Here is a 13,599-nt window from a genome sequence, read left to right as displayed (position 1 = left end):
GCGAAGAGGCCGGCACAGCCACCATACCCTTTCTGTTGTAGCCCCCAATGCCCCAAATCCCCCACATCGTCCAGCGCATCATCGAACTGCTTAAACGCTACCCCGGCATCATCGCGCTCGGCGGTTTCCTCTCCGGGATTGGTAGCTTCATCCTTGTCGACCGCCAGGCTGGCCTGGCCAGCTGGATTGCTGTGCTCATGCTGGTCAGCTGGGTCTGGCTGATGCTGGAAAACACCCTCACCGGCCTGTTCGCGCGCACCTTCAACCGCGAAATACCGCAACCATTGCTGCGCTACGCGACGCAGATGATCCACCAGGAATCACTGTTCTTCGTACTGCCGTTCTTTTTCATCACCACCACCTGGAACAGCGGCCAACTGGTGTTTACCGGCCTGCTCGGTGCCGCCGGGCTGATTTCGATCATCGATCCGCTGTACTACAAGTGGCTGGCGCCGCGCCGCTGGCTGTTCCTGGCATTGCATACCCTGACCCTTTTCGCCGCCCTGCTGACCGCGCTGCCGATCATCCTGCACCTGACCACCGCGCAAAGCTTCAAGCTGGCCCTGATTGCAGCCATGGCACTGTCGTTCCCCAGCCTTGTCAGCAGCTTCCCGATCAACAACTGGCGCCGCGCTGTGGCCCTGGTGGTGGTCACCCTGTCGGTCGGCGCCGGGGGTTGGCTGCTGCGCTCCTGGGTGCCGCCAGCGACCCTGTGGATGACCGAAGTGGCGGTCAGCACCGAAGTGCTGAACCGCCAGCCGGGCGATTCGCTGCACGAAATTGCTGCCAGCCGCATCCGTAGCAGCGGCCTGTACGCCTACACCGCGATCAACGCGCCACGCGGCCTGAACGAGCGGATCTACCATGTGTGGCAAAAGGACGGCCAGGAAGTCGATCGCATTGCCTTGGACATCCACGGCGGGCGCAAGGAAGGCTACCGGGCCTGGACCCACAAGCAGAACTTCCCGCCGAACCCGGTGGGCAAGTGGCAGGTGAGGGTACTGACCGAAGATGGGCAGGTCATCGGCGTGCTGCGCTTCAAAGTGGTAGATGACGCGCCCACGGGGTGAGTGAAAGGGGCCGCTTGCCGGCGATGGGCTGCAAAGCAGCCCCCAAGGTCCGTGAAGACAGCACATAATCACCAAACAGCCCATGCCCGCTGCGCTATGATCAGCCCCTATGCCTTAGCGCCGAGTCAGTAGCATGGAGCCGATGACCACCCCCAGCGCCACCCTGGACACCAGTAGCCAACCGGCCTGTCTGCGCATTACCGGTGACTGGACCTTGGCGCATTACGCCAGCCTCAAACGTGAGAGCGAGCGCCTGCGCGCGCAATACGCTGCCGATACCATCGCCGACCTCAGCCAACTGGGCCGCCTGGACACCGCCGGCGCCTCGCTGCTGGCCGAACTGCTCGGCTCCGAACGCCTGTCGCGCTGCACCCACGGCCTGCCAGAAGCCAGCCGCGCCCTGCTCAAGAATGTCTACTGCTCGGTGCAGGACTACTGCATCCCGGTCAAGGAGCCCGAGCGGAACGTGCTGCTGTTGCTGCTGGAGCGCATCGGTTGCGCCGTCGGCACCTTGTGGCAAGACACCATGCAGGTGCTCGGCTTCGTTGGCCTGATCCTCGAAACCCTGCTGCGCCGCGCCCTGCAACCCCATCGCTGGCGCTTCACCCCGGTCGTGGCGCACATCGAACAAACCGGCCTGGACGCCGCGCCCATCGTCGCCCTGCTGACCTTTCTGGTGGGCGCGGTAGTGGCCTTCCTTGGCGCCACGGTGCTGGCCGATTTCGGCGCGACCGTCTTCACTGTCGACCTGGTGGCATTCTCGTTCCTGCGCGAGTTCGCCGTGCTGCTGACCGCCATCCTCATGGCCGGCCGCACTGCCAGTGCGTTCACCGCGCAGATCGGCTCGATGAAGGCCAACGAGGAAATCGATGCCATCCGCACCCTGGGCCTGAACCCCATGGAGATGCTGGTGGTGCCGCGCGTACTGGCACTGTTGATTTCGCTGCCCTTGCTGACCTTCATCGCGATGATCTGCGGTATCGTCGGCGGTGCGGTGGTGTGCGCGCTGTCACTGGACATCTCGCCAGCCATGTTTCTGTCGCTGCTGCAAAGCGACATCGGCGTGCAGCACTTCCTGGTCGGCCTGGCCAAGGCACCGTTCTTCGCCTTCCTGATCGCCGCCATCGGCTGCCTGGAAGGCTTCAAAGTCAGCGGCAGCGCCGAATCGGTGGGCGCGCACACCACCTCGGCGGTAGTGCAGTCGATATTCGTGGTCATCGTGCTGGATGCGGTGGCTGCACTGTTCTTCATGGAGATGGGCTGGTGAATGGCCAGGAACGCGTGATCGAGGCCCGCGGCATCTGCAACCGCTTCGGCCGCCAGAGCGTGCACGAAAACCTCGATCTCGACCTGTATCGCGGCGAGATCCTCGCCGTGGTCGGTGGGTCGGGCAGCGGCAAGTCGGTGCTGCTGCGTAGCATCATCGGCCTGCGACGGCCCGACGACGGGCAGATCAAGGTGCTAGGCCAGGACCTGGCCGGCCTGCGCGAAGAGCAGCGCTCCTTGGTCGAGCGACGCTTCGGCGTGCTGTTTCAGAAGGGCGCGCTGTTCTCTTCGCTGACCGTCACCGAAAACGTGGCGTTGCCGCTGATCGAGCACGCCGGGCTGTCCCGCGCCGATGCCGAGCACCTGGCCGGAGTGAAGCTGGCCCTGGCCGGGCTGCCAATCTCGGCCGCCGACAAGTACCCGGCCTCGCTGTCGGGGGGCATGATCAAGCGCGCCGCGCTGGCCCGTGCCTTGGCACTGGACCCGGACATCCTTTTCCTCGACGAGCCCACCGCTGGCCTGGACCCGATCGGCGCCGCCGCCTTCGACCAGTTGATCCTGACTCTGCGGGACGCTCTGGGCCTGTCGGTGTTCCTCATCACCCACGACCTCGACACCCTGTACACCATTACCGACCGCATCGCCGTGCTGTCGCAGAAGAAGGTCCTGGTGGCCGGCCCGCTGGCCGAGGTCGAGCAGACCGACGACGCATGGATTCAAGAATACTTTCATGGCCCACGCGGGCGCGCGGCCGAACAGGCCGCCACCCGTGCCGGGCAGGAGCGCTGAGCAATGGAAACCCGAGCCCATCACGTTCTTATCGGCCTGGTCACCGTCCTGGTGGTAGCCGGCGCCATGCTGTTCGGCCTGTGGCTGGCCAAGTCCAGTGTCGACGACGCCTTCAAGGACTACGAAGTGGTGTTCAACGAAGCCGTCTCCGGCCTGTCCCGCGGCAGCCCGGTGCAGTACAACGGCATCAAGGTGGGCGACGTGTCCACTCTGCGCCTGGACCCGAAAGATCCGCGCCGAGTACTGGCACGGGTGCGCCTGAGCGCCGACACCCCGGTGAAGGAAGACACCCAGGCCAAGCTGACCCTGGCCGGCGTGACCGGCAACTCGTTCATCCAGCTCAGCGGGGGCACCCCGCAAAGCCCCGAGCTGAAAGGCAAGGATGGCAAGCTGCCGGTGATCATCGCATCGCCCTCGCCAATCTCGCGCCTGCTCAATGACAGCAGCGACCTGGTGACCAACATCAACCTGCTGCTGCACAACGCCAACCAGATGTTTTCCGAGGACAACATCGGCCATCTCAGCAACACCCTGTCCAACCTCGACAAGACCACCGGCGCCTTCGCAGGCCAGCACGGCAGCATCACCCAGGCCATCGAGCAACTGGTCCAGGTGGGCAAGCAGGCCAGCGCCACCCTGGCCGAAACCCAGGCACTGATGCGCAATGCCAACGGCCTGCTGGGCAGCGAAGGCAAGCAGGCCATCGGCAGTGCCGAGCAGGCTATGCAGTCACTGGCCGAGAGCACCGCCACCATCAACCGCCTGCTCGAGGACAACCGCGAAGCCATCGGCGACGGTGCCCAAGGCCTGAACCAACTGACCCCGGCAATTCGCGAGCTGCGCGAAACCCTCAACGCCCTCAAAGGCATTTCCCGGCAATTGGAGGCCGACCCCAGCGGCTACCTGCTCGGCCGCGACAACAACAAGGAGTTCCAACCATGAAACCGTCGCTGCGCCTGCTGGCCCTGGCGGCCGCACTGAGCCTGGCCAGTGCCTGCTCCATCTTGCCGCAGAGCGAGCCCGTCGACCTGTACCGTCTTCCGGTGAACCAGCCCGGCCGGACGGCACCAGCGCTGGACTGGTCATTGCGCCTGAACAAGCCGCTGGCAAGCGAAGTGCTGGCCGGGCCACGGATTGCCGTGATTCCTCAGGGCGATGTGGTCAGCAGCTACAAGGGAGCGCGCTGGAGCGACGCGGTGCCGGTGCTGCTGCGCAACCGCCTGCTTGACGGTTTCCAGCGTGACGGCCAGGTGCAGCGCCTGAGCGCCGACGACAGCAACCTGCAGGCCGACTACGAGCTGGCTGGCGAGCTGCAGGCGTTCCAGACCGAATACCGCGCGGGCGGAACAGTGGAGGTGGTAATCCGCTATGACGCACGCCTGGTCCAGGGCCGCAGCCAGCGCATTCTGGCCAGCAAACGCTTCGAAATCCGCCAGCCGCTGGCCGACAAACAGGTTTCAGCGGTGGTTGCCGGTTTCGGGAAGGCCTGCGACCAGCTGACCGAGCAGGTGGTGAGTTGGACCATTGCGCAATCAGCCAGCGTTCCCGCTTCCTGAAGCTCTGCCTGTTCTTTGCGGGAGCGTCAGGCGAAGAACCAGTAGCAGACGAAGATCGCCGCGATCACACCGGACAATTCGGCCAGCAATGCGCAACCGACAGCATGGCGCACGCGCTGGATACCCACCGCACCAAAGTACACTGCGAGCACGTAGAAGGTGGTTTCGGTACTCCCCTGAATCGTCGCCGCCACCAGCGCCGGGAAGCTGTCCACACCGTGGGCCTGCATGGTCTCGATCAGCATCGCCCGCGCCGCACTGCCGGAGAACGGCTTGACCAGCGCCGTGGGCAGGCCCTCGACGAAGCGGGTGTCCAGGCCCAGCCAGGTGACCGCATGGCGAATACCGCCCAGGGCCAGCTCCAGGGCGCCTGAGGCCCGCAGCACACCCACCGCCACCAGCATCGCTACCAGGTAAGGCAACAAGCCCTTGGCCACATCGAAGCCTTCCTTCGCGCCTTCGACAAAAGCTTCATACACCTTCACACGCTTCAAGGCGCCGGTCACCAGGAACAGCATGATCACGCCGAACAACGTGAGGTTGCCCAAGATCGACGACAGGCTGGCCAGCGCGGCCGCCGAAAGGCTGCCGAGAAAGGCCATGAAGCCGCCCAGCAGCAAGGCACCGGGGATGAGGTAGGCAAGCACTACCGGGTCCCACAGGCGCAGGCGCTGCATCACCGCCACCGACAGCAGGCCGACCAGTGTCGAAACGCTGGTAGCCAGCAGAATGGGCAGGAACACCATGGTCGGGTCCGCCGCGCCTTGTTGGGCCCGGTACATGAAGATGGTCACAGGCAGCAGGGTCAGCGACGAGGCGTTGAGCACCAGAAACAGGATCTGCGCGTTGCTCGCCGTGGTGCTGCTGGGGTTCAGCTCCTGCAGCGCGCGCATGGCCTTCAGGCCGATCGGGGTGGCGGCATTGTCCAGGCCCAGGCCGTTGGCGGCGAAGTTCATGGTGATCAGGCCCAGGGCCGGGTGGCCGGGCGGGACTTCCGGCATCAGCCGGGCAAACAGCGGACCGAGCACCTTGGCCAGCCACTCGACAATGCCAGCCTTCTCGGCAATCTTGAGAAAGCCCAGCCACAGGGTCAGCGTGCCGAACAGCAGCACCATAACCTCGACCGACAGCTTGGCCATGGCGAATATGCTCTCGACCATCGCCGCGAAGATGCCGGCGTTGCCGCCTACCAGCCATTGGGCCAGGGCGGACACCGCCGCCACCAGGAAAAAGCCAAGCCAAAGGCCGTTGAGCATCCGTGTGTTCCCCCTGAAAAATGCCCGAATGATAGCGTATCGGGGCGCATGGCTGGAGACCGCAGGCGAGGGCTGCGCCCTCGTATCGCGACACAAGGCCGCTCCCACAATGGCCGGCGTATAGCGAGCCCTGTGGGAGCGGCCTTGCGTCGCGAAAGGGCCGCAAAGCGGCCCCAAGATCTCACAGGCAACAAAAAGCCCCGACAAGTCGGGGCTCTTGGTCATGCAGCAGTCAGGCTCAGCGCTTGGCAGCTTCGCCAACCATGGCCGCTTCCTGCTTGCCGGCCATCAGCGAGGCGTAGTACTTCTCGCCCTTGGCGGCGTCGTACATACCCTCCCAGCGAGCGATGACCAGGGCTGCCAGGGCGTTACCCACAACGTTCAAGGCGGTACGGGCCATGTCCATGATGCGGTCGACACCGGCGATGAAGGCCAGGCCCTCCAGCGGGATGCCCACGCTGCCCAGGGTGGCCAGCAGCACCACGAAGGAAACACCCGGTACGCCAGCGATACCCTTGGAGGTGACCATCAGGGTCAGCACCAGCAGCAGCTGCTGGCTCCACGACAGGTCGATACCGTACAGCTGGGCAATGAAGATGGCCGCGATGCTCTGGTACAGGGTCGAGCCGTCGAGGTTGAACGAGTAGCCGGTCGGAACCACGAACGAACAGATCGACTTCGGTGCACCGTACTTCTCCATCTTCTCGATCACGCGCGGCAGCACGGTTTCCGAGCTGGAGGTGGAGTAGGCGAGGATCAACTCATCTTTCATGATGCGCATGATCTTGATCACCGAGAAGCCGAACAGGCGGGCAACCAGGCCCAGCACCATGAAGGCGAAGAAGGCGATGGCGAAGTACACCAGCAGCACCAGCTTGGCCAGCGGCAGCAGCGAGCTGAAACCGAAGTTGGCGACGGTCACGGCGATCAGGGCGAACACGCCGATAGGGGCGTAGTTCATGATCATGTGGGTGACCTTGAACATGGTCTCGGAAACCGCCTGGAAGGTACGCACCAGCGGGTCGCGCAGCTCCGCCTGCAGGCTCGATAGGCCCAGGCCGAACATCACCGAGAAGAAGATGATCGGTAGCATTTCGCCACGCATCAGCGCTGCGAAGATGTTCGACGGGATCAGGTTCAGCAAGGTTTCGATGAACGCGTGCTCATGCTGCACTTCGGCCGCGGTAGCCTGGTACTTGGAGATGTCTACGGTACCCAGGGTGCTCATGTCGATGCCGGCGCCCGGGTGGAACAGGTTGGCCAACACCAGGCCCACGACGATGGCGATGGTGGTCACCACTTCGAAGTAGATGATGGTCTTCAGGCCGATGCTGCCCAGTTTCTTCGCGTCGCCAACCCCGGCGATACCCACGATCAGCGACGAAATCACGATCGGGACGACGATCATCTTGATCAGGCGAATGAAGATGTCACCAGCGGGCTGGAGGACGTTGCTGATCCACCATGCCTTTTCTGCACTGAAATGATTCAGTAGCGCGCCGATTGCAACACCCAGGACCAGACCGATGACGATCTGCCAGGCGAGGCTCAGTTTTGCCTTCTTCATGTCTTTACCCTTTGTTCTAGTGGTCATGGGCACCCAACGGAAACGCCCGTAACAGAGCCGTTGGCTAGGTCACGAGCAGAAGATGCTTCCGTCCGGCGACTTCATGTAAGGACACCGCAGGCGAGCGACAGGGCGCTCGGGCCGGCGAAAAAGGCGGCAACTATTGCGATGGCAAAGGGGGAAATCTAATGCCGGAAGCGCATAGCCCATACCGTTAATGCATAACATTTCTGACCAAAATGGGAGGTTCGCAAGTGCTTGATTTAGAACGTTCGGAATCCCGAACAAGACCAAACCGCCAAATTCAGGCAGATTTGGCAGGGTGAAAAGGACAGGAAAGATGGCTTGTTCGACAATCCGAATGGCTGAAATGGCACTTGAACAAGCGTAGTGCTGATCGAAAAAAAATTGATGTACGGTCAAGACAAAATGTGTCTTGGAGAGGAAATCGCGCAGGGAAGAGACGTTTCTTACATGGCTCCTCGGAAGTCAGGTCTGGACAGCGCCCTACGGCTCCGCCGACCTGAAACTTCCGATTCCGCCTTTCCTGACCCGGCCCATTGCTGGAGGCACTCCCTGTACCCCTAGGCCACTCCGATCCTGCAACAATCAGAACAGCCCGGCCCCTTGGTCATGTGCAGCCCCTCCTCGGGGCAGCGCATCATAGAAGGCTGAACTATAGAAAGGTTCAGCTTCTATTACGTGACAGTGCATGACCTTTCATCCGTACCGGATACAAAAGCTCAGTACCAATTCGGGTCACGCTTGAGCTGCTCCTGCAGCATCGCCTTCATGCCGTCGTCCGGCTTACCCAGCCAGCGATATTGCGCGTGGCGGGTGGGCGACTTGTCGCTCGGCAAACCTTCGGGAACTTCCACGAGCATCCCGTAGGCATCGTCCTTGTCCCAGCTGAACGCCACGATCAGGCGCTTGTAGGTGCAGTTGTCCTGGCGTTCGCACAATGGGCCGACCAGATACTTGTCGCCGTCTTCGGTAACGGCGGACATCTGCTGCTGGGCGCTGCCGGTCAGATTGACCACCCAATCGGGCAGGCGTTCCTCTCCTTCGATCGTGTCCTGCCAGGTTTCCCGGTATTCCGGGTCCGAGCCGAGCAGCTGGTCGACCCGGACCTGGCCGTCATTGGCCGCCATCGCCGCCGCACTGCCGCCCAGTAACAGGGCGGCAGCCAGGGATGTCCAACGCTTCCTGCCCATCTTCAACCTCGTCCACGTCCAAAGAAGAAGGAGGCTACGAACAGTACCAGGAAGACAATGAACAGAATCTTCGCGATACCGGTGGCAGCGCCCGCGATACCACCGAAGCCCAGTACGGCGGCGACAATGGCGATGATGAGGAAAGTGATAGCCCAACTCAGCATGGTGGTTCTCCTTTCTTTTTTGAAAACGGTACGGCCAGCGGTCAGAACACCCAGCGGTCCTGGGGTACAACATTTTCCACGGTGGCCGGTGACGCAGTGGCCTGACTGGCTGGCAGCGGGTCGGCGGCCTTGACCAACGTATTGGCACGGGTTGCCTGAATCTGCGTCAACAGCGCGGTCTGCGCCGCCACTTGCTCGGCCAGGCGCGCGGTCTGCCAGCTGTAGTAGAAGAGGCCAGCGGCCAAGGTCAGCAACAGCGCCAGGCCGAGTGAAAGCACCTGGCGCAGGGGCATTGCAGCGCTCTGCAAGCGGTTGACGGATTGGCGGTTCATGCCGGCTCCTCCTGCTGTAATTCTTGTTCAAACCTGAACAGGTAATTGCAGCCTGCGTGCCAGCCTTTTGGATTAGATAAAATCCATTAAAATCAAGTAGTTATGTAAATTACTCAAAGCCGGGGAGGACGTATCCTGCACGATGCCGCCCAGGCCGTCGTGCGAATTGCACGATCAGCCTTCGACCTTGGTCGCCACTTTGAGCAGGTCAGCATCCACCCCGCGCACACCGATGATCTGCCGGGCGATTTCCACGGCAATGGTTTTCTGCTCGCTACTGACCACTTCGCCGGAAAGCCGCACCAACCCCTCTTCGCTGGCCACTTTCAGGTTCAGGCCATCCAGGTTGCGGCTGAAGCGGTAGCTGTTCTGGATCTTGTCGATGATCCAACTGTCGCTCGGCTGCGGCCCGGTCGGCGCTCCCACCGGGGTTTCCCGGGCCTTGGCCATGGCAGCGGTATCGAGGCTGACCAGGTTGTTGACCAGGTGCACGCCCTCGGTGGTACGCGCCACCACGCCGGCCAGCTCCTTGGCCTCGGCACTGTCGACCTTGCCACGCAGGGTCACCACACCTTCGCTGCTCTGTACATCTATAGGCGCCTTCTCGGTGGTGCGGCTCCACAACAGCCGCGCACGGATCACCGCGGCCAGGGTTGCATCCTCCAGGCGCTGGGCGTAGGCACGCAGCGCCAGCGGGCGCTCCACCAGCTGGGCATTGACCCGCAGCTGATTGTCGACTTGCTCGATGCCACGGGTAGCCAGCGCCACATGCTCGGCCAACTGGCGCTCGACGTCATTCTCCACCTCACCGGAAAGCCGCGCCTGCTTGCCGTCCACCTCGACCTGAATACGGAACGGGTCGAGCATGCGGTTCAGCGACAGGGCAGTTTGCAGGGCCCCCTCCAGGCGAGCGTCCTGCACCGGGCCGGCGAGGGCCGGGGTGAATATCGGCAGCAAGGTGGCTGCCAACATAGCGGTGCGAATGGAAAAGGACATGGCGGTGCCTCCTTTTGTAGAGCAAAGCTAAAAATCCTCGCAACCAATGTGCCACCGTGGACCTCTAACCAAATCATCGGGATATCGCGGTCTAAAGGCGTCGATTGGCCATTGGCTAGCATGCAAAGGACAGGTTCCTTCACAATGGACCATGCAACTTGCCCGATTTTTCCCACACTAAATGAAGATCTTTCCTAAAGGAGCGCAGCACATGGAGTCAGCCCAGGACAACCAAGGCCGCATTCTGCTGGTGGATGACGAGTCCGCGATCCTGCGCACCTTCCGCTATTGCCTGGAGGACGAGGGCTATAGCGTGGCCACGGCCAACAGCGCCGCCCAGGCCGAAGCCCTGCTGCAGCGCCAGGTGTTCGACCTGTGCTTCCTTGATTTGCGCCTCGGCGAGGACAACGGCCTCGACGTGCTGGCGCAGATGCGTATCCAGGCCCCCTGGATGCGGGTGGTGATCGTCACCGCGCACTCGGCGATCGATACGGCAGTGGACGCGATCCAGGCCGGCGCCGCGGATTATCTGGTCAAGCCGTGCAGTCCCGACCAGCTGCGGCTGGCTACCTCCAAGCAATTGGAAGTACGCCAACTTTCCGCGCGCCTGGAGGCCCTGGAAGGTGAAATACGCAAACCCAAGGACGGCCTTGATTCGCACAGTCCGGCGATGATGGCGGTGCTGGAAACCGCCCGCCAGGTCGCTACCACCGATGCCAACATCCTCATCCTTGGCGAGTCGGGCACAGGTAAAGGTGAGCTGGCCCGGGCCATCCATGGCTGGAGCAAGCGCGCGCGCAAATCCTGCGTGACCATCAACTGCCCGTCACTGAACGCCGAGCTGATGGAAAGCGAGTTGTTCGGCCACACCCGCGGCGCCTTCACCGGCGCCAGCGAAAGCACCCTGGGGCGAGTCAGCCAGGCTGATGGGGGCACGCTATTCCTCGACGAGATCGGCGACTTCCCACTGACCTTGCAACCCAAACTGCTGCGCTTCATTCAGGACAAGGAATACGAGCGCGTCGGCGACCCGGTCACTCGTCGCGCCGATGTGCGTATCCTCGCCGCCACCAACCTCAACCTCGAAGAAATGGTGCGTGAGAGCCGCTTCCGCGAAGACCTGCTGTATCGCCTGAACGTCATCACCTTGCACCTGCCGCCGCTGCGCGAGCGCAGTGAAGACATCCTGACCCTGGCCGACCGCTTTCTCGCCCGCTTCGTCAAGGAATACTCCCGTCCTGCCCGCGGCTTCAGTGACGAAGCCCGTACGGCCCTGCTCAACTACCGCTGGCCCGGCAACATTCGCGAACTTCGCAACGTGGTGGAGCGTGCCAGCATCATCTGTCCGCAGGAGCGCGTGGAAATCAGCCACCTGGGCATGGGCGAGCAGCCTGCAGGCAATGCCCCGCGCGTTGGCGCCGCGCTGAGCCTGGATGAGCTGGAACGCGCCCACATTGGCGCGGTGCTGGCCGCCAGCGACACCCTTGACCAGGCTGCCAAGACCCTGGGAATCGATGCCTCCACCCTGTACCGCAAGCGCAAGCAGTACAACTTATGAGGTGGCCACCCATGAAGCTGCGCACGCGGCTTTTCCTCAGCATTTCGGCGCTGGTCACCGTAGCCCTGCTCGGGCTGCTGCTGGGCCTGGTCAGCGTGCTGCAGATGGCCACGGTGCAACAGCGACTGGTGCGCGATACCACCCACGCCCTGGAAATAGGGCTGAAGTTGCGCCAGAACCTTGGCGAACAGTTGACCTTGATCCTCGATGACGAGACCGCCCCGGAAAACCTGCGGCTGCTGCAGGACAACTTCCAGACCCTGCTGAACCAGGGGCTGGACCAAGGTGGCGAGCGCACCGGCTTCAGCAAGGCCAGCAGCAATTACCAGGCCTTCCTTCAGGCCTACCGCGATAGCCCGGCGCCCTCGCGCAGCATGGGGGCTGAGCAGCCACTGGGAGCCGCGTTCAATCAGGTCCGCACCGACCTGATCGATTCCCACAGGCAGGCGCTGGATCACATCACCCGTAGCGAAGAACACACCCGCGACCACGCCCTGCTGGTCAGCGGCGTACTTGGCCTGATGGGCCTGGTGGTACTGGTACTGGGCTTTATCACCGCGCACAACATCGCCCGGCGCTTCGGCCAGCCGATCGAAGCCTTGGCATTAGCGGCCGACCAACTCGGCAAGGGCAATTTCGACGTCACCCTGCCGGTCACCCAAGCCACCGAACTGAACCAGCTTACCCGCCGCTTCGGCCTGATGGCCGATGCCTTGCGCAAGCACCAGGCCACCAACGTCGACGAACTGCTGGCCGGCCAGCAACGCTTGCAGGCCGTACTTGACAGCATTGACGATGGCCTGCTGATCATCGACCGCCAAGGCCGCCTGGAACACCTCAACCCGGTGGCGCAGCGCCAGCTGGGCTGGACCGATAGCCGCGCGGGCAGCAGTCTGGCTGAAGCTCTGCAGCGCCCGGAACTGGAACAGCAACTACGCCAGGTACTACGCGGCGGCAACCTCGACCGGCAGCCGGACGACTTGAACATGGAGGTCGATGACGAAACGCGCCTGCTCGCCTACAGCCTGACGCCGGTCAGCCACCCGCAAGGGCCGATCCTTGGCGCGGTGATGGTGCTGCACGATGTAACCGAGCAGCGAGCCTTCGAACGCGTGCGTAGCGAATTCGTACTGCGCGCTTCCCATGAGCTGCGCACTCCGGTGACCGGCATGCACATGGCCTTCGGCCTGTTGCGCGAGCGGCTCAAGTTCCCGCCCGAGGCGCGCGAGCATGACCTGCTGGAAACCATCGGCGAGGAAATGCAGCGCCTGACCCAGTTGATCAACGATCTGCTCAACTTCAGCCGCTACCAGAGCGGGATGCAGAAGCTCGAGCTGGCTCCCTGCGCTATCGACGAGTTGCTGGAGCGTGCACAACAGCGCTTTGCCGAGCCGGCAGCGAACAAGCAGATCGAGCTGATCACTGAACTGGAACCACCGCTACCGCGTATCCAGGCCGACGTTGCCCAGCTCGATCGGGTGCTGGACAACCTGTTGCACAACGCCATCCGTCATACCGCCAGCGGCGGGCGTATCCGCCTGCATGCACGGCGGCATGCGGAGCGGGTGATCATCAGCGTCGAGGACAACGGCGAGGGCATTGCCTATGGGCAACAGGGGCGCATCTTCGAGCCCTTCGTGCAGGTAGGGCGCAAGAAAGGCGGCGCAGGGCTGGGGCTGGCGTTGTGCAAGGAGATCGTGCAGTTGCATGGCGGACGCATGGGCGTGTTTTCCCGACCAGGACAAGGGACCCAGTTTTACATGGCGCTGCCGGTCTGAATGTTGCCTGCCCTGTCCCCATCGCCGGCAAGCCAGCTCCCACAGGGATCGCA

At 62.9% G+C, this 13,599-nt stretch carries 13 protein-coding genes; 7 read left to right on the top strand and 6 right to left on the bottom strand.

Annotated features, from left to right (window positions below):
- Positions 1-47: 47 nt before the first annotated feature.
- From CAF92_RS22790 to CAF92_RS22770, 5 genes are all read left to right on the top strand, one after another.
- Positions 48-1,070, top strand: coding sequence for a DUF5924 family protein (locus tag CAF92_RS22790; RefSeq protein ID WP_046616911.1), 1,023 nt, complete (start codon positions 48-50; stop codon positions 1,068-1,070).
- Between the two features lie 133 nt (positions 1,071-1,203).
- Positions 1,204-2,337, top strand: a complete 1,134-nt coding sequence (locus CAF92_RS22785; RefSeq protein WP_046616912.1) for an ABC transporter permease — start codon at positions 1,204-1,206, stop codon at positions 2,335-2,337.
- Entirely contained in the window at positions 2,334-3,125 is a 792-nt protein-coding gene (locus tag CAF92_RS22780) for an ABC transporter ATP-binding protein (protein WP_046616913.1), read from the top strand. Before CAF92_RS22785 ends, CAF92_RS22780 begins: the two co-directional genes overlap by 4 nt.
- A gap of 3 nt (positions 3,126-3,128) precedes the next feature.
- Positions 3,129-4,067, top strand: coding sequence for an MlaD family protein (locus CAF92_RS22775; protein WP_046616914.1), 939 nt, complete (start codon positions 3,129-3,131; stop codon positions 4,065-4,067).
- Entirely contained in the window at positions 4,064-4,681 is a 618-nt protein-coding gene (locus tag CAF92_RS22770; protein WP_085602002.1) for an ABC-type transport auxiliary lipoprotein family protein, read from the top strand. The genes CAF92_RS22775 and CAF92_RS22770 overlap by 4 nt, the downstream gene beginning before the upstream one ends.
- A gap of 26 nt (positions 4,682-4,707) precedes the next feature.
- Here the strand turns inward: CAF92_RS22770 and CAF92_RS22765 are convergent, their stop codons facing one another.
- The 6 genes from CAF92_RS22765 to CAF92_RS22740 all read right to left on the bottom strand — a co-directional run bounded on the left by CAF92_RS22765 (position 4,708) and on the right by CAF92_RS22740 (position 10,210).
- Entirely contained in the window at positions 4,708-5,937 is a 1,230-nt protein-coding gene (locus tag CAF92_RS22765) for a nucleoside recognition domain-containing protein (protein WP_085602001.1), read from the bottom strand.
- Between the two features lie 238 nt (positions 5,938-6,175).
- A complete protein-coding gene (gltP, locus tag CAF92_RS22760; RefSeq protein WP_025337235.1) occupies positions 6,176-7,504 on the bottom strand; it encodes a glutamate/aspartate:proton symporter GltP in 1,329 nt (442 codons plus the stop codon).
- A 743-nt stretch (positions 7,505-8,247) separates the two neighbouring features.
- Positions 8,248-8,718, bottom strand: a complete 471-nt coding sequence (locus CAF92_RS22755) for an inhibitor of vertebrate lysozyme family protein (RefSeq protein ID WP_025337234.1) — start codon at positions 8,716-8,718, stop codon at positions 8,248-8,250.
- 2 nt (positions 8,719-8,720) lie between these two features.
- On the bottom strand, positions 8,721-8,882 hold the full coding sequence (locus CAF92_RS22750; RefSeq protein ID WP_003252966.1) for a DUF1328 domain-containing protein: 162 nt from the start codon (positions 8,880-8,882) through the stop codon (positions 8,721-8,723).
- Between the two features lie 41 nt (positions 8,883-8,923).
- On the bottom strand, positions 8,924-9,214 hold the full coding sequence (locus CAF92_RS22745) for a hypothetical protein (protein ID WP_046616917.1): 291 nt from the start codon (positions 9,212-9,214) through the stop codon (positions 8,924-8,926).
- Positions 9,215-9,388: 174 nt separating this feature from the next.
- Entirely contained in the window at positions 9,389-10,210 is an 822-nt protein-coding gene (locus tag CAF92_RS22740) for a BON domain-containing protein (protein WP_085602000.1), read from the bottom strand.
- A 211-nt stretch (positions 10,211-10,421) separates the two neighbouring features.
- Here CAF92_RS22740 and algB point away from each other — a divergent pair, with 211 nt between their 5' ends.
- Together algB and CAF92_RS22730 are read left to right on the top strand one after the other, a co-directional pair.
- A complete protein-coding gene (gene algB / locus CAF92_RS22735; RefSeq protein ID WP_046616919.1) occupies positions 10,422-11,768 on the top strand; it encodes a sigma-54-dependent response regulator transcription factor AlgB in 1,347 nt (448 codons plus the stop codon).
- On the top strand, positions 11,765-13,546 hold the full coding sequence (locus tag CAF92_RS22730; RefSeq protein ID WP_046616920.1) for a KinB sensor domain-containing domain: 1,782 nt from the start codon (positions 11,765-11,767) through the stop codon (positions 13,544-13,546). Before algB ends, CAF92_RS22730 begins: the two co-directional genes overlap by 4 nt.
- Positions 13,547-13,599: the final 53 nt, after the last annotated feature.

Origin of the sequence: Pseudomonas sp. B10(2017) (assembly GCF_002113295.1) — a bacterium.
Lineage (GTDB): Bacteria > Pseudomonadota > Gammaproteobacteria > Pseudomonadales > Pseudomonadaceae > Aquipseudomonas > Aquipseudomonas pudica.
This window is presented reverse-complemented; position numbering and strand designations above follow the sequence as displayed.